The organism is Cryobacterium sp. 10I5 (genome assembly GCF_035019865.1).
GTDB lineage: Bacteria > Actinomycetota > Actinomycetes > Actinomycetales > Microbacteriaceae > Cryobacterium > Cryobacterium breve_A.
In genome coordinates, this window is record NZ_JASJVI010000070.1 from 1 (window position 1) to 20,434 (window position 20,434).

Sequence of the window (20,434 nt, forward strand, 5' to 3'; positions counted from 1 at the left end):
CCCCCCCCCCCCCCCCCCGGGGGGGGCGGGATGGGCGGCGCTCGTGATGGTGGAACCGAAGTACAGCCCGTCACTGATCAACAGGATCGCCTCTGCGACGTCCGGATCCCCGACGGCCTCCTCGATCACGGCCAGCCACTGGCGCCGCATCGAGACCACTGCCGTGTTGGCCAGCGGATGAGATCCCTGCGCCAGGCGCACGGCTCCCGCGATCGTTCGGTCCAGGGGCGTGCCCTCGCTCATCGAGGTGCGGATCAGGTAGTCGACGGGACCGGCCACCGCTGAGCGGATCTGCAGGATGTCCTCGGCGACGAGCTCCTCCAGCCGGGTGAGCAGTCCCTGGACCAGGGCTTCCTTCGATCCGAAATGGTAGAGCAGCCCGCCCTTCGAGAGGCCGGCCGCAGCGGCGACGTTCTCGAGGGTGGCCGAACGTTCGCCCTGGTCGATCAGGAGCCCGGTGAACGCGTCGAGGATCCGGGTCCGGGTCGGGGAATGCTCGGCTGACCGGAGCGGTGGCTGAACGGGCGAGGGTGTCATAGTGCTACTGTACCGTCTGGACGGTATATTTTGTGCCGCTCCCCTCCTGCGGCGGGTTCACCCGTCCCCTCCCGGAAAGTTGTTGCACCGTGTCAACCCCGACCCGCCCCCGGATCCTCCTCGAGCCCGGCACCGCGCCTGTGCGACGCTGGTGGGCCCTTGCGGTGCTGATGCTGCCGGTGCTGCTCGTGTCGATCGACAACACCGTGCTCAACCTGGCCCTGCCGCAGATCTCCGAGGCGCTCAGCCCGAGCGGCACCCAGCTGCTCTGGGTGATCGACATCTACCCCCTCGTGCTCGCGGGGCTGCTGGTTTCGATGGGCAGCCTCGGCGACCGGATCGGCCGCCGCCGCCTGCTCTTGATCGGCTCCGCGGGCTTCGGAGTCATGTCGGTGATCGCCTCCTTCGCGCCGAGCATCGAATGGCTCATCCTCGACCGTGCGGCTCTCGGTATCTTCGGGGCGATGTTGATGCCGCCGACGCTCGCGCTGCTGCGCTCCGTCTTCACCGAGCGCAACGAGCGCCGCCTCGCCATCGCCGTCTGGGCCAGCGGCTTCGCGGCCGGAAGCGCACTCGGCCCCGTGGTCGGCGGCCTCATCCTCGAGAACGGGGAATGGGGATCGGTCTTCCTGCTCGCCGTCCCGCTGCTACTGCCCCTGCTCGTGGTGGCGCCGCTGATCGTGCCGGAATCCCGGGACCCGAACCCGGGCGCGATCGACGTGCCCAGCATCCTGCTGTCGCTCGTGACGATGTTCCCGATCGTTTTCGGCATCAAGACGCTCGCCGACACCGGGTTCGGTCTCGCCGGAATCGCGTCAATCGCGGTGGGGCTCGTGGCCGGCCTGCTCTTCACCCGGCGGCAGCGGCGTCTCCGCGCGCCGATGCTCGACCTCGCGCTCTTCCGTCGCGGCTCGTTCAGCGGGGCCGTCGCGGTCAACTTCCTGAGCGTCGTCGCGCTCGTCGGCGGACTGTTCTTCGTCTCGCAGTACCTCCAGCTCGTTCTCGGACTGGAACCCCTCGCTGCGGGCCTCGTGCTCGTACCGGGCCTGGTGGCGATGATCCTGGCCGGATTGATCGTCGTCCCGATCGCCAAGCGGATCCGGCCGTCGATCGTGGTTCCGGCCGGGCTGCTGTTCTCTGCGGCCGGGTACGCGGCCTTCGCGGTCGGCGGCGCCGGATTCGGCGCCGCCGGTGTGGCCGTCGCCTTCGTCGCCCTCGGGATCGGGATCGGGGCCGCCGAGACGGTGTCCAACGAACTGATCGTGGCGAGCGCGCCGCCCGAGAAGATGGGTGCGGCATCCGCTGTCGGGGAAACCGCGTACGAACTGGGCGCTGTTCTCGGCACCACGGTGCTGGGCAGTATCCTCACCTCGGCATACCGCTCCGCGGTGGTGCTGCCCGACGGGCTCGGTGCCGCACAGCGGGCCGCCGCGGGGGAGACCCTCGGCGGGGCCGTCGCCGTTGCGGCCGAGCTGCCGGGCGGAGCCGGCCGGATGCTGCTGGAATCTGCGCGGGAGGCCTTCCTGACCGGGATCGGTCCGACCGCCTGGATCGGTGCCGGTCTCGTGGTCGTGGCCGCCGTGGTCGCCCTCGTCGCGCTGCGCTCGGCGCGCTGAACCGGCGCCCAGCCGGGGCGGGACGGCGATGCGGGGATCACCCGACCTGACGCGTCGCAGTAGGGTTTGGGTACAGCAATCCGAGCCCCCAGGAGTCCCATGCCCCGTCACATCAAGCTCGCCGTCATTCCCGGAGACGGGATCGGGCCCGAAGTCGTCGCGGAAGCGGTCAAGGTGCTCAGCGCCGCGACAGCGACCGACGACGTCGAGTTCGCGCTGACCTGGTTCTCGCTCGGCGCGACCCGGTTCCTCGAGACGGGCGACGTGCTCACCGACGAGGACCTCGGGTCGATCGCCGCCCACGACGCCATCCTGCTCGGCGCCGTCGGGGGAGTGCCTGGGGACCCGCGCCTCGCGAACGCGAACATCGAGCGGGGACTCCTGCTCAAGCTGCGCTTCTCCCTCGACCACTACGTCAACCTGCGACCGAGCGTGCTGTTCCCCGGGGTGCCGAGCCCGCTCGCGGCTCCCGGCAACGTCGACTTCGTCGTCGTGCGGGAGGGCACGGAAGGGCCGTACGTCGGCAACGGCGGCGCCATCCGCCAGGGCACCGCGCACGAAGTCGCCAATGAGGTCTCGGTCAACACCGCCTTCGGCGTCGAACGCGTCGTGCGCTACGCCTTCGAGGTCGCCCAGGGCCGCGCCGCCCGGCACCTGACCCTCGTGCACAAGACCAACGTGCTCGTTTTCGCCGGCGGCCTGTGGCAGCGGATCGTGACGACCGTCGCCGCCGAATACCCGGACGTGACCGTCGACTACCTGCACGTGGATGCCGCGACGATTTTCCTCGTCTCAAATCCGAGTAGATTTGATGTCATCGTCACGGACAACCTCTTCGGCGACATCCTCACCGACCTGGCGGCCGCAATCAGCGGCGGCATCGGCCTGGCAGCATCCGGGAACATCAACCCGGACGGCCGGTTCCCGAGCATGTTCGAACCGGTGCACGGTTCGGCCCCCGACATCGCGGGCAAGCAGCTTGCGGATCCGACGGCCGCCATCCTTTCCGTCGCCCTTCTGCTCGATCACCTGGGCTTGACGGATGCCGCGGCCCGGGTTCGGGACGCGGTGGTCGCCGATATCGCGGCCCGTACGGAAAATGGGGCATTCACGGCGTCGCGCGGTACCACCGAGGTGGGCGACGCCATCGTGACTCGAATGACAGACAAGGGACTCCAATGAGCCAGGCAGCACTGAGCGACACCACCACCACGACAACGGGCGCTTTCCCGCTGACCTTCAGCCTGACGCCGTCCACGATGGCGCGCACGAGGGCCGAGCGCGAGGAGATCCTCGCCGACCCCGGTTTCGGCAAGAAGTTCACCGACCACATGGTCTCGATCGACTGGACCGTCGAGGAGGGCTGGCACGACGCCCGGGTCATCCCGTACGGCCCGTTGCAGCTCGACCCGGCCTCATCGGTGCTGCACTACGGCCAGGAGATCTTCGAGGGCCTCAAGGCCTACCGCCACGCCGACGGCTCGATCTGGACCTTCCGCCCGGAGAAGAACGCCGACCGGCTGCAGCGTTCGGCACGCAGGCTCGCCCTGCCGGAGCTCTCCGAGAGCGATTTCATCGAATCCATCCGGCAGATGATCGCCGTCGACGGCGACTGGGTGCCGTCGGACCACGAGACGAGCCTGTACCTGCGGCCGTTCATGATCGCGAACGAGAGCTTCCTCGGCGTGCGCGCCGCCCACAAGGTCGGCTACTACGTCATCGCGAGCCCCGCCGGCGCCTACTTCGCCAACGGCGTGGCCCCGATCAAGATCTGGCTCTCGACCGAATACGCCCGCGCCGGCCGCGGCGGCACCGGAGCCGCGAAGTGCGGCGGCAACTACGCAGCCTCGCTCCTGCCGCAGATGCAGGCCTACGACAACGATTGCGCCCAGGTGCTCTTCCTCGACGGGGAGACCGGTTCGCACATCGACGAACTCGGCGGCATGAACGTCTTCTTCGTCTACGGCACCGACACGCTCGTCACCCCGCGGCTGACCGGAACCATCCTCGAGGGTGTCACACGCGACAGCATCATCCAGCTCGCCCGCGACCGCGGACTGACCGTCGAGGAGCGCGACGTGACGCTGGACGACTGGCGCGACGGAATCGCATCCGGTGCCATCACCGAGGTGTTCGCGTGCGGCACCGCCGCCGTGGTCACCCCGATCTCGCAGCTCAAGGGCCCTGACGGCCTGGCCATCGGCGACGCGGATGCCCCGGCCGGCACGCTCACGATGGCCCTCCGCCAGGAGCTGACCGACATCCAGTACGGGCGGCTGCCCGACCGGCATGGCTGGCTCACCCGCCTCGACGTGCCCGCGGACCAGGCGTGAAGGTCGCGCGGTTCAGCCAGGAGGGCGTGATCGCCTTCGGCATCGTCGACGACGATGAACTCGTCGTGCTCAAGGGCGACCCGATGTTCGCCGGGTACGATCCCACCGGCGACCGGGTCGCCCTGCGCGACGTGAAACTGCTCGCACCCGTGATCCCGCGGTCCAAGATCGTCGGCATGGCGCACGCGTTCTACTCCGACGACGAGGAACGCGAGCACGCCGAACCGCGGGAGCCGCTGTTCTTCCTCAAGCCGAACACCGCGGTCATCGGCCCGGACGACCCGATCTTCCTGCCCGCGCAGTCCCACGACGTGCGCGTCGAAGGCGAGCTTGCCATCGTGATCGGCAAGATCGCGAAGAACGTGACGGTCGAGAACGCCGAGGACGTCATCTTCGGGTACACCATCGCGAACGACGTCACAGCGCGGGATCTCCTCGAGCGCGACGGCCAGCTCGCCCGCGCCAAGAGCTTCGACTCGTTCTGCCCGCTCGGCCCCGTCATCGACACCGAGTACGACTGGAACAGCCTGCACCTGACCGGCCGGGTCAACGGCGAGAAGTTCCAGAAGGGGACGGCTGCGCTCTACAAGCACTCCATCGCCGAGGTCGTCGCGTTCGTGTCGAGCGTCTTCACGCTCCTGCCGGGCGACGTGATCCTCACGGGCGCCCCTGACCGGGCCGAAAAGGTCCACGACGGCGACGCGGTGCAGATCGAGATCCCGGGCATCGGCATCCTGACGAACCCGGTCAAGCGCCTCTAGCCCCACCTGCCCCGAACGAATTCGACGGAGATTTTGGGTTTTCGGCACGTGGGAACGCGATTTAAGCGCTTTCCGGGCAAAAACTCCGTCGAATTCGTCAGGGGTGCCAGGACTGGACCTGGGCGGCGGCCGTGGCGAGGAGCGCGAGCGACTCGTCCCGGTTCACCCGGGCGAGCAACATGACGCTCATCGACAGCGAGGCGAGGGTGCGGGCGCGTTCGTCGAGGACCGCGGGCGCGGCACCCGTGCCCGGTGTGGTCTCGGCCGCGGCCGCGGCTCCCGCGAGGGCATGGCGCAGCGCCGCCGTGAGCTCTGAGCGGTAATCGTCGACGACCTTCCTGGCCAGGTCGTCGTGCCCGGCGAGTCCCGCGGCGCAGTTGACCAGCAGGCAGCCCCGGCGGGGTGAATCCGCCGGAAGCGAGGCAACGGCCAGGCTCAGGCCGCCGTAGTACTCGAGCAGGGCCGCACGGCCCGCCGACTCGGCGAGAAGCGGGCGCAGGCGCGGGCGGATGACCGTCTCCAGGTAGTCCGCGACCGCAGCGTCGAAGAGCCCGCGTTTGCTTCCGAACGCGTGATACAGGCTCGAGCGGCCCAGCCCGGTGACCCGCTCGAGGTCGGCCAGGGACGCCGCCTCGAAGCCGCGGTCCCAGAAGAGGTCGCGCGCCGCGGTCACGACGACGGGAGCATCAAAGCTCGGCATGCGGCCCATTTCGGTCTCCAGTCAGTGGACGGTTTTTGTGTACCGTTCGATCCAGCATATAGTAAACCAGTCGGTACAAAAACGTTCCGAGCCCCACGTTCGGCACATCAGAAGTTCAGGAGTCATCCATGACCGCGAATACCAGCACCCAGATCCAACTCGCCGCCCGCCCGGTCGGATGGCCGACGGCGGACGACTTCCGCACGGTCCACGTCGACCTTCCCGACCTCGCGCCCGGAGAGATCCGCGTCGCCAACGAGTTCGTGTCGGTCGACCCGTACATGCGCGGCCGGATGAACGACGTGAAGAGCTACTCGCCGCCCTACGCGCTCGACGAGACCATGTCCGGCGGCGCGGTCGGCCGGGTCGTGGCATCCGCTGCCGACGGAGTGGCCGTCGGCGACGTCGTCGTGCACCAGTTCGGCTGGCGCGACCTCGTTCAGGCACCCGCCGAGGGCTTCCGCGTCGTGCCCGAACTGCCCGGCGTTCCGCTCTCCGCCTACCTCGGCGTGCTCGGGATGACCGCGCTCACCGCCTATGTCGGCCTCCTCGACATCGCAGGCATGAAGCCCGGCGACACCGTCTTCGTTTCCGGCGCGGCCGGCGCTGTCGGCAGCATGGTCGGTCAGATCGCCCGCCTCAAGGGCGCCGGCCGCGTCGTCGGCTCGGCGGGAACGCCCGAGAAGGTCGCGCTGCTCACGAGCAAGTACGGCTTCGACGCCGCCTTCAACTACAAGGACGGCGATATCGCCGGCCAGCTCGCCCTCGCAGCGCCCGACGGCATCGACGTCTACTTCGACAACGTCGGGGGAGAGCACCTCGAGGCGGCCCTCGGCGCCTTCAACGACGGAGGCCGCGCGGCCCTCTGCGGCGCGATCTCCCTCTACAACACTACGGAGGCATCCGCCGGGCCTCGCAACATGTCGAACATCGTGACCCGCGGGCTCACCCTGAAGGGCTTCACCGTCGGCAACTACCTGCAGCACTTCGGCGCGTTCTCGGCCGAGATGTCCGGCTGGCTGACCAGTGGGGCCGTCGTCTTCGACGAGACCGTCGTCGACGGGATCGACAACGCCGTCGAGGCGTTCCTCGGCCTCATGCGCGGCGAGAACACCGGCAAAATGGTCGTGCGCACGACCGCCTGAGCCGGCTCGCAACCGCTCCACTACCCGCATCCACCCATTTTTGAACATTGGAGAATCATGGCCCACGTACTCTTCGTCGTCAGCGCCGCTGACCACTGGACCCTCAACGACGGCACCCTGCACCCGACCGGATACTGGGCTGAGGAGCTCGCGGAACCGCACCGCCTGTTCAGCGAGGCCGGATGGTCCATCACCATCGCGACTCCGGGCGGGGTTCCGCCCACGATCGACCGCGGCAGCCTCACGGCGCAGTCGGCCGGCGGCGAGGAACGCGCCGCCGAGATCGTGGCGTACCTCGGGTCGATCGGCGAGGAGCTCGACGCTCCGCGCAGCATCGACGACATCGTCGTCGCCGACTACGACGTCGTCTTCTACCCGGGCGGCCACGGACCGATGGAGGACCTCGCGGTCGACGCGACCTCCGGCGCACTCATGACCGAGGCGCTCGACACCGACCGGATCCTGGCCGTGTTGTGCCACGCGCCGGCCGCCCTCCTCGCCGCGAAGCGCGCGGACGGCAGCTGGCCGTTCACGGGATATCGCATGACCGGCTTCACCAACGAGGAAGAGGTCATCGGAGGCCTGGCGCCCAAGGCACCGTGGCTGGTCCAGACCCGCCTGGTCGATCTCGGCGCTGACTTCGTCGAGGCGGCCCCGTTCACGGCGCACATCGAGGTCGACCGCAACCTCTACACCGGCCAGAACCCGGCATCCTCCGGCGAGCTCGCGGCCCGCATCATCTCGGTCGTCGCTGCCAAGAAGTAGGACCGCGCGCGCCTGAGGTGTCGCAGATCGAGGTTCCGCGGGCGCGCGAACCTCGATCTGCGACACCTCACTCTGTGCAGGTGCAGGTGCAGGTGCAGGTGCCGCTGGCTGTCTCGTCAGCGGCCCAGGGCGCGGAGGGCGTCCTGAACGTCGTCGGCATCGTTCCAGAGGTGGAAGGCAACGCGGGCGCGGCCCGCCCGACCGGATGCCGTGAGTCCGGCCGCCGTGAGGCGCGCGAGGTCGGTGCCCGCGGCATCCGCCCACGTCACGGTGGCCTGGCCGGTCTGTTCGGTCGGGTCGATGCCGAGTCCGGCGCGGAAGGCGTCGGCGAGGCCCACGTCGTACCGTCGCACCTCGGCCAGGTCGAGTGTGCCGAAGAACTCGAGGGCGGGTTCCGCGCCGACCCAGGCTTGCCACGCCGGCGACACGTCGAAACGACGGGCGTCGGCCGCGAGCCGCATTCCCGGCCCGTAACAGGAGCCCCAGACGTCCTCGCCGGCGTACCAGCCGGCCTGGGCCGGGCGCACGACGGAGCCGAACCCCTCGGCAATCGTGAGGAAAGCCACGCCGCGCGGCGCGCACAACCACTTGTACGCGTGGCAGATCGTGGCGTCGAAGACCGAGGCGTCCACCGGCATCCACCCGGCTGCCTGGGAGGTGTCGCACAGGGTGAAGGTCCCGTGACGGCGCGCAGCGGCGATGATCGCCGTCGTCTCGGCGACAGCGCCCGTCGCGGACTGGACGAGTGACCAGGAGACCAACCAGGTGTTGCCCGTGATGCTCTCGGCCAGGTGAGCGAGGGGAACGTGTCGCACAGTGACGCCGCGGTGGGCCTGGTTCAGGAACGGGAAGACCATGGAGCTGAAGTCGCCGTCGACGCAGAGCACCTCCGCCCCGTCCGGAACGCTCGCGGCCACGAGGCCCGCGAGCACGGAAGCCTGGGAACCGATTGCCACCCGGCTCACCGGTACCGTCACGAGCCGCGCGTAGACGGCACGCACCCGTTCGACGAGCGCGGCGTACCCTGCGGCCGAGGCAGAGCCGCTCGCCCAGGCGTCGAGGTCTGCGCGAAGGGCCGCGACCGTTCCGGCCGTCGGCAGCCCGAGCGTGCAGGCGGCGAGGTACCCGCGCCCGCCGGGGAACTGCGCCCGGGCTGCGGGGATGCCCAGTGGAGGACCGTCGATTCGCGAGCGGGTCGTGTCGGGGGAGTCTGGGCTGGTCATTCCTCCAGCATCCGCCGCTCGCACTCATTCGACAATCGCCAGTGAGTGATAGAAACCATAACCCAGCGTTATCCTTGGGGATGCCTCTCGCCGATTCCGCCCTCGACTCCCATTCGCTGCGCATCGTTCAGGCTCTCGCCGAGCACGGTTCGATCACGGCAGCGGCCCGCGCCCTCGGCTACAGCCAGCCCGCGGTCAGCCAGCAGCTCAAGCGCCTCGAGCTGCGGGTGGGACTCGCTCTGGTGGAGCGGGTCGGCCGGGGTGTGCGCCTCACCGAGGCCGGCCGGTTGCTCGCCCGGCACGCCCGTACCGTGACCGGAGCCCTCGACGCCGCCGCAGGCGACCTCGCCGAACTCCAGGGTCTCCGGGCCGGCCGGGTGCGGGTTGCGGCCTTTCCCTCTGCGTCCGCGACGATCGTGCCGCGCCTGCTCGCCGACCTGGGGAGGCGGCATCCGGGGCTGTCGATCACCTATGTCGAGGCCGAACCACCCGAGGCCGTCGCCCTCGTGCGCGAGAACCGCGTCGACCTCGCGATCACGTTCAGCTACCCGGGTGACCTCGTCGATCCGCACCGGGACAGCGCGGAGGGGCTCTCGGTCACGACGCTCGGACGGGACGAGGTGCTGCTCGTGGTTCCGGCCGGCCACCGGTTCGGCGATGCGGAGTCGATCGACCTCGGCGATCTCGCGGGTGAGCGCTGGATCGGCGGCTGCCCGCGCTGCCGCGGGCACCTGCTCGAGCTCTGCGAACGGCGCGGGTTCGTTCCGGACATCTCCTACGAGACCGACAATGTCGCCGCGGTCTTCGGCATGGTCGGCGCCGGCATCGGCGTCGCCGTGCTGCCGACGCTCGCGATCGACTCCGTCGGCGCTCGGTCGGGAGTGCTGATCCGTCCGACCCGGCCGGGAGAGTACCGCACGCTCCATGCCGTCACCGCTGACGGGGCCATTGGCGTGCCGGCGCTGGGGGAGACCCTCCGCGCACTCGCATCGCTCACGGTATCCGCCCGATAGTGCCCCGCACGCAGGCACGCACCTGTCCCCGCGTGCGCCCACTCGTGTGATCTACGCGCCAAGTAGACTCGATACCGATGTCTGAGACCACTGTGTACCCATTTTCCACCGCGACCGGCACGGATGTCCGCGTGCGGTTCTGCCCCTCACCGACCGGAACCCCGCACGTGGGCCTCGTTCGCACGGCCATGTTCAACTGGGCCTACGCACGCCACACCGGCGGCACCTTCATCTTCCGGATCGAGGACACCGATCCCGCCCGCGACAGCGAGGAAAGCTACCTCCAGCTCAAGGACGCCCTGCGCTGGCTGAAGCTCGACTGGGACGAGGGCGTCGACGTCGGGGGACCGCACGGACCGTACCGCCAGTCCGAGCGCTACGACATCTACCGCGACGTCGTCGAGCAGCTCAAGGCCTCCGGCCACATCTACGAGAGCTTCGCGACCGGTGAGGAAATCGAGGCGCGCAACGTGTCCCTCGGCCGCGACCCCAAGCAGGGCTACGACAACTTCGAGCGTGACCTCACCGAAGACCAGCGCGCCGCGTACCGCGCCGAGGGCCGTGCCCCCGCGCTGCGGCTCAAGGTACCGGACACCGAGATCAGCTTCGACGACCTCGTCCGCGGCGAGATCACCTTCCCGGCCGGATCGTTCAGCGACTTCGTCGTGGTGCGCCCCAACGGGCATCCGCTCTACCCCTTTGTCAACCCCGTCGACGACGCGCTGATGGGCGTCACCCACGTGCTCCGCGGCGAAGACCTGCTGTCCTCGACGCCGCGCCAGATCGCGCTCTACCAGGCGCTGATCGAGATCGGCCTGACGACGTTCGTGCCGCGCTTCGGCCACCTGCCCTACGTGATGGGCGACAAGAACAAGAAGCTCTCCAAGCGCGACCCCGAGTCGAACCTGTTCCTGCACCGCGAGCGTGGGTTCATCCCCGAGGGACTGCTCAACTACCTCTCGCTGCTCGGCTGGTCACTCTCCAAGGACCAGGACGTCTTCAGCGTCGACGAGCTCGTGGCCGCGTTCGACGTGGAGAACGTCAACCCGAACCCGGCGCGCTTCGACCTCAAGAAGGCCGAGTCGATCAACGGCGACCACATCCGCCTGCTGGAGCCCGCGGACTTCGCTGCCCGGATCGTGCCCTACCTCGTCTCCGCCGGAGTCGTCGACCTGCCGCTCGGTGACGCCCGCCAGGCCGTGCTTACGGCGGCCGCTCCGCTGATCCAGGAACGCATCGCCCTGCTCGGCGAGGCGCCCGGCATGCTCGGCTTCCTGTTCGTCACGAGCGAGGCGCTCGTGCACGAGGCGGATGCCCTCGCGAGCCTCCCGAAGAACGCCGCCGAAATCCTCGCCGCCTCCGCGACGACTCTCGAGAGCATTCCCGAGGCCGAGTGGACCCACGACCGCGTGCACGAGGCGCTCACTACCGCGCTCATCGACGGCCTCGGGCTCAAGCCGCGGGTCGCCTTCGGGCCGCTGCGCGTCGCGATCTCGGGCCGCAAGGTGTCTCCGCCGCTCTTCGAGTCGATGGAGATCCTTGGCCGCACGGAGTCGCTCGCACGGCTCGGGGCGCTCTCTGCGGTCGTGGCCGCGGACGCGGCGAGCTCGCCGGTGACCTCGAGCTGACTGGCGTGAACCGATGATTCGGGGCTCGCAACCCGCCGATGTGGCGCTCAGTTTGGCCAGCATCCGCTCTGTGGGTTAGAGTTACGAGTCGGCCAATCCGCGGAGTAACTCCACGGAGAGGCCAACGGCCAATGGGGTATGGTGTAATTGGCAACACGACTGATTCTGGTTCAGTTGTTCTTGGTTCGAGTCCAGGTACCCCAGCTTTAGCCCCTGAGTTTCCCACGGAATCTCAGGGGTTCTTTTTTGCCTCCGGTGGTCTTCTCAGACAGGTCTCGGCCTGCGGAGCAGCCTTTCCCCGCAGCAGTCACTGTCACCGGGACTTCGGATGGCTCTTCTTCGTGGGCTTCGTGGCCGGCTTCGTAAGATGTACTGCCACGGCGACTGCGGCCCAGAGGTCCTCGTAGGCGCGGGCGGCAATCGTGTTCGGAGCGAAGGCTGCGACCGGCGCGCGTGCGGCACCCATCCGTTCGACCACGACGGTCGCGGGCACGCTGATCGCGAGCACCTCCGGTCGGGCGTCGTGCATTGAATCGGCTGCTGCCCGGTGCCCGGTTTTACGCCGATCGACCATGGTGAGGAAGGCCAGGATGGGCGTGGCCTTCGCGGACTCCGTGACGATCGAGACCACCTGGTCGAGCGACCGCAGCGAGAGCGGAGAAGGGACCAGCGGAACGATCACCACATCGGCTGCGCGCAGGGCGTTCTCTGCGACGAGGGACGATCCCGGAGGGCAGTCGAGCACGACGACGTCATAGTCCTTGGCCACCGACTCGAGGATGCGCGCGAGACGGTGGGTCGACTTCTTGGCCGCGTCGAGCACGAGGTCGAGGTCACGGTAGCTCTCATCGGCGGGCAGCACGTCGAGGCGTTCGTATGCCGTGGCCTTGACGGATGCCGCTGCTCCAGTCTTGCCGCTGACGAGCGAGGTGACGCCGCCCTTGACCTTGGGCTTGACGTTGAGAACGAAGGTCGCGGCGCCCTGCGGGTCGAGGTCCCAGAGCAGGACACGCGAGGTCCGGGAGGCTTCCCACGCGAGGTTCACGGCCGTCGTCGTCTTGCCGACCCCACCCTTGGTGCTGTAGACCGTGATGACCTTCATCCTCCGATAGTACGGCGTTGTCATCGCGCCTCCCCCCGGCCAGTGGGCGAGGCCTCAGAGCTGCGACGACCTGACCCGCACTTCGGCGGCAACCGAGGTGAGCGCAGCGGTGAAGGCCTCGAGCTGCGCGGCGTCCAGCGCCGCGGTGGAGGCCGACAACATGTCGTTGAATTCGCGGTGGATCTCGCCCATGATGTCGTGTCCGTGGGGAGTCAGCTCCAGATAGAGACTGCGGCGATCACCGGGATGGTCGATCCGGTGGAGCAGGCCCATGTCGACCAGGCGCCGGGAGATCGCCGTGACGGCACCCGTGGTCATTCCGAGGTACGTTGCAAGGTCTTTGGGAGTGATGGACACCAGCCGTGCGATGCGGAAGAGCGCTCGGAGTTCCGTTCCTGACACGCCGGCGCGCTCGGCGATCCGGCGGCGGTTGCCGTCGAGCGCGCTCACGAATTCGGAAGCAGCAGCGGGAAAGCCACTGAGCGTGTGGGGGGTCCCTTCGGAGTGGTACATGTTTCCTCCGGCCTGCGCTGGAGCGAGCCTTGTCTTGTCACGACTGGTACGTCTGATCTTAGCGAAATCAGGCGAGAAAACCGTTGACGATTTAGCTTACTTGCTATGTAATTGAAGATCTAAGTTATCTCCGGAACGCTGACCTTCTATGGAGCACGCCATGATTCCAGATATCCTCTCGCACGGACAGTACGAGACCGTATACAACTTCCTGTCCCTCGTCATCGCCGCGCAGCTCTTCACTGCTGTCTTCCTCCTGATCGCCCTGCCTCGTATCCTGCCGCGGTACCGTCAGGCCATCACTGTGGCGATCGTGGTCTGCGGCATCGCCGCCTACCACTACTTCCGCATCTTCGACTCGTTCAAGGCGGCGTTCGTGACCGATGCCGTCGGAGGGACGGGAGACTATTCACAGGCGGTCGGCGCCGGCTTCAACGAGGGCTACCGCTACGTCGACTGGCTCCTCACCGTTCCGTTGCTCCTGGTCGAGCTCGTCGCGGTACTCGCCCTCGTGCGGTCCGTTCAGTCCGCGCTCCTGCGGAGGCTCGTTCCCGCCGCAGCGCTCATGATCATCCTCGGCTATCCGGGGGAGATCAGCGGCGACAATGGGCTTCGCGGACTCTTCGGCCTGCTTTCAACCATCCCGTTCGCCTACATCCTCTTCGTGCTCTTCGTGCAACTGAGTAAGTCCCTCGACCAGCAGCCGACCGGTGTCCGCAAGATCCTGAGCCAGCTGCGGTTCCTGCTCCTGCTCAGCTGGGGCGTCTACCCGATCGCGTACCTGCTGCCGCTGCTCAACATCTCCGGATCGGATGCCTGGGTCTTCAAGCAGGTCGGCTATTCCGTCGCCGATATCCTCGCCAAGGCGGTCTATGCGCTGATCATCTACCAGGTGGCACGGATCAAGTCCTTCGACGACGACCCCACCTTCGCCGGAATCGAACTTTCGCGGGATGAGGTCGCAACCCGCTCCTGACTGCGTCCGCGGGACGGGTCGTGCGGTCGGCGGGGGAGTGCGCGATAGTGTACTAGTTGATCCCCATCAACCATTGGACATCTTCAGTGACGTCTTCAGCACTTCCCGTCCCGGTACCGGCCAGCCTGGACGACACGATCGTGATGTCCCCGGTGCGCCGGAACGTGGCGATGATTGCCGTGCTGATGTCGATGTTGATGACCAACATCGACACCTCCATCGTCAATGTCGCGCTTCCCCAGCTGGCGCACGACCTGGCCGTGAGGCCGGCGGATGCCGTCTGGGTCGCGACGGCCTTCCTCCTCGCGGTGTCCTGCTCCATTCCGGCGATGACGGGCCTCGCCGACCAGATCGGGCGCAGGAGGATGTTCCTGATCGGCACCCCGGCGTTCACGGTCGCCTCGCTGGCCTGCGCCCTCTCGCCGAGTTTCGGTGTGCTCGTGGCCAGCCGGGTGATTCAAGGCGTCACCGCCGCGATGCTGTTCGCCGTCGCGATCCCGATCTACCGCCGCATCTTCCCGCCGGAACGCCTGGGATTCGTGCTCGGCATGAACGCCATGGTCGTCGCCCTCGGCATCTGTGCGGGGCCGACCCTCGGCGGCCTCATCCTCGCCCATCTGGACTGGCCGTGGCTCTTCCTGATCAACCTCCCGATCGGGGCCGTGGCAACCGTGCTCGGGAGCGTGTTCCTGCCGAGTCGGTTTCCCACCCGTGGGGGCTATGACCTGGCTGGCGCCCTTACGGCGGCGGCCGCGATCGCGTGCTTCCTGCTCGGCGTCCATCAGCTCGCCGACCCAACGACGCTCTGGGTCGCCGGGCTCCTCCTGGTCGCGTGCGGGCTGCTGGCGACCGTGTTCGTGCTGATCGAACGGCGGGCGACCCGGCCGGTTCTGCCGCCGAGCCTGTTCAACGGGCGCGTCACACTCGCCGTCCTCACGGCCTTCTGGTCGTTCTTCGGCCAGGGCGCCGCCTTCATAGCGCTGCCCTTCCTGTTTCAGAGCGCCTATCACGCGAGCCCGCTCCAATCCGCCCTGCTGTTCACCCCCTGGCCGCTCCTCATCGTCATCATGTCGCCGCTCTCCGGTCGTCTCGCCGACAAGTACCCCGGCGGCACGCTCCCCGTGGTCGGCCTGACGGTCTTCACCTTCGGATTGCTCGCCCTGTCGCTCCTCGGCGGCCAGCCGCCGGTCTGGCTCGTGCTCGCGAGCACCGGCCTGACCGGGCTGGGCTTCGCCATCTTCCAGCCGCCGAACAATCGGGACATGATGGCGGCGACTCCTATCCGGCACGCGAGTGCGATGGCGGGGGTGATGAATGTGAACCGGACCCTGGCCCAGTCCATGGGCGCCGCCGCCGTGAGCATCGCCCTGGTGCTCGTAGGCGCGTCGTCCGTTTCACCGGCCCTCGAAGCGCAGGGAGCCAACAATGCCCTGTTCGTGGCCGTCGCGGGATCGGCCGTCGCCGTGGTCGTGAGCATCGTCAAGATGCGCCATCTCAAGAGCCACTAGCCGGAATCTGGGAGGATGAACAAACGTCCGGTACGACCGGCACCCTTTTTCTGAGTCAGGAACCTCAATGACCTTCGGCCAAGCGATTTCGTCCGTCTTCAGCAAGTACGGCCAGTTCACGGGAGTCGCCCGCCGATCGGAGTATTGGTGGTGGGTGCTCTTCGTGACGATCGTCGACTTCGCACTGAGCACGCTCGACTCGACGATCAATCCCTCGTCGGCGTTCGGGTTGTTCTCCACGCTCTGGATCGTCGTCATCGTGCTGCCGTTCCTCGCGGTCGCGGTGCGGCGCCTGAGGGACGCGGGCCTTTCCTGGAAATGGCTCTGGTTCCTGTTGCTCCCGATCGTCGGCGTGATCATCCTGATCGTGTTGCTCTGCCGGCCGAGTAGATAGTCACAGCGCCCCAGGGTGCTGGTGTCACCCCTGGGGCTGCGGGGCGCGCTTCGACCGGACGACGAGCACGGGGCACGCTGCGTGATGCACGAGCTGGTTGGACACCGACCCCATCAGGAGGCCGGTGAAGCCGCCGCGGCCCCGCGAGCCCACGACGAGGAGACTGGCGGATTCGGCGGCCTCCAGGAGCACGGTGACCGCACTGCCTCGCACGATGCGGCCTGTCGCGGTGAGGCCGGCATCGGCCGCGGTCTGGACGGCCTCAGCCTGGATGCGCTCGCAGACCTCTTTGAACGAGTCTTCTGGAACGATGTCTCCTGGGGTCCCCGCCATGATCGGGTACGACCACGTCGTCACGATGGTGAGCTCCGCGCTCCGCAGCTTCGTCTCGACGATCGCCCACTCGAGCGCCTTCAATGACTGCTCTGATCCATCCACGCCCACAACAATCTGAAACGCACCGGTGTCACTCATTGGATTCGTCCGCTCTCTCGGCAGGACGGCTCGCCCTGTGTGGCCATCATGCGACCGTTGCGTCGCGCGGTCAATGCGAGGTGCACTCGGCTGGCCGGCCGGTTGCGGAGAAAACACCTTCGTGGAGGCGGGAAAGGTGTTTTCTCCGCAACTCAGTGCGGAGTTGCGATGCCTACTTGCAGCCCTTGTTGGTGAGGCCGCTTCCGGCGCCGGAGGTCTTGCAGTGTACGACGTTGCCCGCGGTCGTCGAGGCGTTGTTGACCTCGTAGCCGGGGACGCCGCCGGTGACGGTGTTGGCGGCGAAATCGTTCCCGCCGCCCCACCCGGAGAGCACGGAGTGGACCTGGAAGGCGTCCTCGAGGGTTGAGGATCCGGAGTTTCCGGAGACGGCGTAGCCGTTGCCCTTCACGTCGACCCAGGAATCGGCCGAGTTGTCGCCGGAGTAGCCGGAATGGCGGAAGGTGTTGCCGGTGATGCGTCCGCCGGTCGTGCCCTCCTTGATGTCGATCCCCTCGGCGGCGTTGTCCTCGATCCGGTTGTTCTGGATCAGCACGTTGTCCGACTTGTCCGGGGAGGACGAGGAGCCCATGACTGAACTCCAGTTGCTGTTCGCGCTGCCGACGTAGACGCCTTCGCCGTAGCTCGAGGAGGTGAGGCCGGTGTCATGAACGTAGGAGTTCCGCAGAACCACGTTCGTGCTGCTGTGCCGCACATGCACACCCTCCTGGCCGATGTGCCCGACGTCGACGCTCGAGATGACCGTGTAGTCGGAATCGTCGAGCACGATGCCCTTGGCGGCCTTGTCGACCCGGAATCCCGTGAGGTTCCAATGCCCCCCGGTGACGTGCAGGGCGTATCCGGAACCGGTCGATCCGGTGGTGAGCACGGCGGCTCGTGAGCCGGTCAGGGTGATGGGCGCCGCACCGGTTCCGGCGGCCGAGGCCTCGAATTTGCCGGTGTAGGTGCCGTCGGTGAGATGGATGGTGTCGCCGGGCTTCGCGTTGCCGAGCGCTGTTTTCAATTGGGCGGATGTCGACACGTTCGTGACCGTCGCGGCATGGGCCGTGGCGGGGGCGAGGATGACCCCCGCCAGCGCGACGGCGCCGGTCAGGAAGGTGGCGGCGGCGATGCGACCCGGGGAGAGCCGTCGTTTGACGGGGGAGAGCGGGATTGTGTGGGATGAACGAGTGAATGAGTGGAGCACGAAATCAACAGCTTCCTGTGGAGTGAAACAGGAAGACTGCCTGACCGGTCGAACCTCGGGTGGACCACGAGGCCGACAACTCCCTGTCGGAGTGGACAGGGCGCCACAGAACGTCGTCGACGGCATCACGGCATCACGGCATGACCGCATGACCGAATGACGGCATGACGGCATGACGGCATGAAGGCATGAAGGCATGACTGCATGACTGCATCGACAGAATGAGGCAAGTGACATCGGTAGCACCCTGTAATAAGACAGGAGCCGAACCGGTCGCGTGCACGATGACAGAGGCGAAGCGGGGATCAACAGCAGCCTGCAGATTACGGCAAGAATGCTGCCGGAAACTTGGAACGTTTGTTCACACGACGTTACACGTTACTGAGGAAATTTCAAGTGACCATTTGGTTTTCCGGGTCAACCGGTAGCGCAGCGGACGTTCGAGGAGCCCTCGCCGGCGTCAGCGGACGTATTGCTGCACTCGACCACGTTGTCGTTCGCCGGCTTGAGGGCGAACCCGTAGCCGGGGCCGTTCACCGTGGCCTGGTTATTGCGGAAGGTGTTGCCCACACCCCAGCCGTCGAGGATCTGGTGGGTCTGGAACCCATCCATCGGCGAATTGACGCCGGTGTTCCCGTCGATGATCCAGCCGTTGCCCTTGACGTCGACCCAGGAATCGGCGCTGGTGATTCCCGAACCGTCGAAGCTGTTCTGCTGGAGGATGCCGTTGCTCGTGCCCTCTTTGATGTCCACGCTTTCCGCGGTCGTCGCCGAGATCCGGTTCCCGATGATCGTGTTCCGGTCGCTGCGGTCCGGCTCGCAGCCGCTCACGTCGCACCAGTTACTCTCGGCCGTTCCGACGTAGACACCCTCACCGAACTTCGGCCGGCGGAGGCCGGTGTCGCTGATCTGATTGTCCGCGACGCGGTTGTCGGTGCTGTTGTTGCGCAGGTGCACCGCCTCGTCGCCGATCTGGGACACCTGGAGACCCTGGATGAGCGAGTTCCGGGTCTGGTCCGCCATCACGCCCTTCTGGCCGTTGCGCACGGCGAACCCGATCAGGTGCACGTACGCCACCCGGTCGAGATGCAGCACGTACCCACCCTGCACACCGCCGCCGTCGAGGATGCTCCCGGCGGTGCCGCAGAGTGCGACCGGCGCGTCGGCAGTGCCACTGGTGCGGAGTGTGAATGTGCCCTGATAGACACCGGGGGCCAGGCCGATCACACTGCCGGGATTCACGGCGTCGAGGGCGGCCTGGAGTTCGCGCGCGGTCGTGACCGTCACCGTGAACGGCGGGCAGCCGGCCACGGTCTCGGGTGGAGGCGAAGCCGGCGATGTGGACGGGGGCGTGGTGGGTTGGGTGACGTTCTGGGTCGGACCCGTCATGGCGACGATCACCATGACGGCGACACTGACGACTGCAACTCCGAGGACGCCGGCGGTGAGTACCCATTGCAAGCGCGACGGCGTCCGGCGGCGCGCCGGGGCATCCGCCCGGTCGTCGGCATCGGGCATCAGGGGGCGCCGCCGACGGACTCGCGTGAAACGATGCCCCGGGAGAGCGACGTGAGTGGCACGCGCTCGGCGTAGGGATGCCGGATCGTGCCGAACTGGGGACCGCTGCGGGTTAGTGCCGTCACGAGGAGCAGCAGGGCGAGCAACAGCCAGACCACGGTGAGTGGCTGGAACACGGACCGGGCCAGAGTGAGGGCCGTCGTCGCGCGCTGCCAGCCCGTGAGGTTGTTGCCTGCGACGACCGCCCCGGTCGAGGTCTCGTCCCACACCGGAACGGCGCCGGAGCCCGAGAGGGCGTTGCTCACGACCCTGACCGATGTGACGTCTCCGACGAGGCTCACGGCGTGGTTGGAGGCGGCCCGGATAGTGTTGTCGGTGATGCTTGCTCCGGCGTTTCGGACGTACACCCCCGTTGGGCTGCCGCTGATCGAGTTGTTGCGAACACTGGTAGCGGTAACCCGGTCGCGAACGGCGATCGACTGGCGGGACTGGTCCTTCAGGGTGTTCCCCGCCACGACGACACCCGATGCCCCGTCGTCGAGCACGATGCCCATGTCATTGCGCGCGATGAGACTCGAGTACACACCGAGCGCCTGACCTCCGCTGAGTTCGATCCCGTACCTCCGGTTGTCTTCGACGGTGCTGCGAGTCACTGTACTCGAACCGAAGGATTCCACACTGGTGCCGATCGCACTCGGACCATCGGCCAGCGAACGGCCGTCGATCGATACTCCGTTGCGCCCGTTGTTCGTCGCGGTGATCTGGTCGAACATGATCCCCGAGCTCGACCTGGCCACCGTGAATCCGTCGACGCCGCTGTTGACGGCGCTTGTCCGGGTCACGGTCGTGTCGGACACGAACCGGTGGAAGACGAGACCGTCGACGAGGCTGTTCGTGATCCGGGTGTCTGTGATGGTGACACCGGCGGCGTGAGTGACGAAAAGCCCGAACGCGTTGCCGTCGATCGTGACGTCCTGGAACCCGGCCGACAGAGTGGGGGCGGCGGGCCCGCTCGGCGAGATGG

20 protein-coding genes and 1 tRNA gene are annotated in these 20,434 nt (G+C 67.5%); 12 read left to right on the top strand and 9 right to left on the bottom strand.

The features are described from left to right. A partial coding sequence (locus tag QN350_RS14895; protein WP_323516869.1) for a TetR/AcrR family transcriptional regulator occupies positions 1 to 537 on the bottom strand: 537 nt, incomplete at its 3' end. An 89-nt stretch (positions 538 to 626) separates the two neighbouring features. Between QN350_RS14895 and QN350_RS14900 the strand changes: the two genes are divergently transcribed. The 4 genes from QN350_RS14900 (at position 627) to QN350_RS14915 (ending at position 5,247) form a co-directional block, all read left to right on the top strand. Next, positions 627 to 2,153, top strand: a complete 1,527-nt coding sequence (locus QN350_RS14900; protein WP_322140226.1) for an MFS transporter — start codon at positions 627 to 629, stop codon at positions 2,151 to 2,153. A 99-nt stretch (positions 2,154 to 2,252) separates the two neighbouring features. Beyond that, on the top strand, positions 2,253 to 3,335 hold the full coding sequence (locus QN350_RS14905; RefSeq protein ID WP_322140225.1) for a 3-isopropylmalate dehydrogenase: 1,083 nt from the start codon (positions 2,253 to 2,255) through the stop codon (positions 3,333 to 3,335). Continuing rightward, entirely contained in the window at positions 3,332 to 4,486 is a 1,155-nt protein-coding gene (locus QN350_RS14910) for a branched-chain amino acid aminotransferase (protein ID WP_322140224.1), read from the top strand. Before QN350_RS14905 ends, QN350_RS14910 begins: the two co-directional genes overlap by 4 nt. Continuing rightward, positions 4,483 to 5,247 carry a fumarylacetoacetate hydrolase family protein gene (locus QN350_RS14915; RefSeq protein ID WP_281535364.1) on the top strand — a complete coding sequence of 255 codons (765 nt, stop codon included), beginning with the start codon at positions 4,483 to 4,485 and terminating at the stop codon, positions 5,245 to 5,247. The genes QN350_RS14910 and QN350_RS14915 overlap by 4 nt, the downstream gene beginning before the upstream one ends. A 97-nt stretch (positions 5,248 to 5,344) precedes the next feature. On the opposite strand, the gene QN350_RS14920 is transcribed toward QN350_RS14915, so the two are convergent. After that, positions 5,345 to 5,956 (bottom strand): helix-turn-helix domain-containing protein, encoded by a 612-nt coding sequence (locus tag QN350_RS14920; protein ID WP_323502754.1) that lies wholly within the window; start codon positions 5,954 to 5,956, stop codon positions 5,345 to 5,347. Between the two features lie 119 nt (positions 5,957 to 6,075). Here QN350_RS14920 and QN350_RS14925 point away from each other — a divergent pair, with 119 nt between their 5' ends. Continuing rightward, positions 6,076 to 7,092: an NADP-dependent oxidoreductase gene (locus QN350_RS14925; RefSeq protein ID WP_281535362.1), complete on the top strand. Its 1,017-nt coding sequence runs from the start codon at positions 6,076 to 6,078 to the stop codon at positions 7,090 to 7,092. Positions 7,093 to 7,149: 57 nt separating this feature from the next. Continuing rightward, entirely contained in the window at positions 7,150 to 7,857 is a 708-nt protein-coding gene (locus QN350_RS14930; protein ID WP_322140222.1) for a type 1 glutamine amidotransferase domain-containing protein, read from the top strand. Positions 7,858 to 7,973: 116 nt separating this feature from the next. Here QN350_RS14930 and QN350_RS14935 read toward each other — a convergent pair whose 3' ends face one another. Further along, the gene (locus QN350_RS14935) at positions 7,974 to 9,080 is read right to left on the bottom strand and encodes an aminotransferase class V-fold PLP-dependent enzyme (RefSeq protein ID WP_322140221.1); all 1,107 of its coding nucleotides are present in this window, start codon (positions 9,078 to 9,080) and stop codon (positions 7,974 to 7,976) included. 80 nt (positions 9,081 to 9,160) lie between these two features. On the opposite strand from QN350_RS14935, the gene QN350_RS14940 reads away from it, so the two are divergent. The 3 genes from QN350_RS14940 to QN350_RS14950 all read left to right on the top strand — a co-directional run bounded on the left by QN350_RS14940 (position 9,161) and on the right by QN350_RS14950 (position 11,925). Beyond that, positions 9,161 to 10,093: a LysR family transcriptional regulator gene (locus QN350_RS14940; protein ID WP_322140220.1), complete on the top strand. Its 933-nt coding sequence runs from the start codon at positions 9,161 to 9,163 to the stop codon at positions 10,091 to 10,093. A 77-nt stretch (positions 10,094 to 10,170) separates the two neighbouring features. Beyond that, positions 10,171 to 11,721 carry a glutamate--tRNA ligase gene (gltX, locus tag QN350_RS14945; RefSeq protein WP_322140219.1) on the top strand — a complete coding sequence of 517 codons (1,551 nt, stop codon included), beginning with the start codon at positions 10,171 to 10,173 and terminating at the stop codon, positions 11,719 to 11,721. A 132-nt stretch (positions 11,722 to 11,853) separates the two neighbouring features. Further along, positions 11,854 to 11,925: transfer RNA gene (locus QN350_RS14950), tRNA-Gln, on the top strand. A gap of 109 nt (positions 11,926 to 12,034) precedes the next feature. Here QN350_RS14950 and QN350_RS14955 read toward each other — a convergent pair. Then, positions 12,035 to 12,823, bottom strand: a complete 789-nt coding sequence (locus QN350_RS14955; RefSeq protein WP_322140218.1) for a ParA family protein — start codon at positions 12,821 to 12,823, stop codon at positions 12,035 to 12,037. A gap of 54 nt (positions 12,824 to 12,877) precedes the next feature. After that, on the bottom strand, positions 12,878 to 13,336 hold the full coding sequence (locus QN350_RS14960) for a MarR family transcriptional regulator (RefSeq protein WP_322140217.1): 459 nt from the start codon (positions 13,334 to 13,336) through the stop codon (positions 12,878 to 12,880). Between the two features lie 160 nt (positions 13,337 to 13,496). On the opposite strand from QN350_RS14960, the gene QN350_RS14965 reads away from it, so the two are divergent. The 3 genes from QN350_RS14965 (at position 13,497) to QN350_RS14975 (ending at position 16,214) form a co-directional block, all read left to right on the top strand. Then, the gene (locus tag QN350_RS14965) at positions 13,497 to 14,312 is read left to right on the top strand and encodes a bacteriorhodopsin (RefSeq protein WP_322140216.1); all 816 of its coding nucleotides are present in this window, start codon (positions 13,497 to 13,499) and stop codon (positions 14,310 to 14,312) included. 86 nt (positions 14,313 to 14,398) lie between these two features. Beyond that, entirely contained in the window at positions 14,399 to 15,820 is a 1,422-nt protein-coding gene (locus QN350_RS14970) for an MFS transporter (RefSeq protein WP_322140215.1), read from the top strand. A 67-nt stretch (positions 15,821 to 15,887) separates the two neighbouring features. Further along, entirely contained in the window at positions 15,888 to 16,214 is a 327-nt protein-coding gene (locus QN350_RS14975; RefSeq protein WP_281535328.1) for a DUF805 domain-containing protein, read from the top strand. Positions 16,215 to 16,238: 24 nt separating this feature from the next. Here the strand turns inward: QN350_RS14975 and QN350_RS14980 are convergent, their stop codons facing one another. The 4 genes from QN350_RS14980 to QN350_RS14995 all read right to left on the bottom strand — a co-directional run. Then, a complete protein-coding gene (locus tag QN350_RS14980; protein WP_323502751.1) occupies positions 16,239 to 16,652 on the bottom strand; it encodes a universal stress protein in 414 nt (137 codons plus the stop codon). Positions 16,653 to 16,860: 208 nt separating this feature from the next. Then, complete coding sequence (locus QN350_RS14985; RefSeq protein WP_322140213.1) at positions 16,861 to 17,892, bottom strand: right-handed parallel beta-helix repeat-containing protein; 1,032 nt, start codon at positions 17,890 to 17,892, stop codon at positions 16,861 to 16,863. Between the two features lie 417 nt (positions 17,893 to 18,309). After that, the gene (locus tag QN350_RS14990; protein ID WP_322140212.1) at positions 18,310 to 19,410 is read right to left on the bottom strand and encodes a hypothetical protein; all 1,101 of its coding nucleotides are present in this window, start codon (positions 19,408 to 19,410) and stop codon (positions 18,310 to 18,312) included. Beyond that, positions 19,410 to 20,434, bottom strand: a 1,025-nt coding sequence (locus QN350_RS14995; protein WP_323516874.1) for a right-handed parallel beta-helix repeat-containing protein, incomplete at its 5' end; no start/stop codon positions are given. The genes QN350_RS14995 and QN350_RS14990, both read right to left, overlap by 1 nt.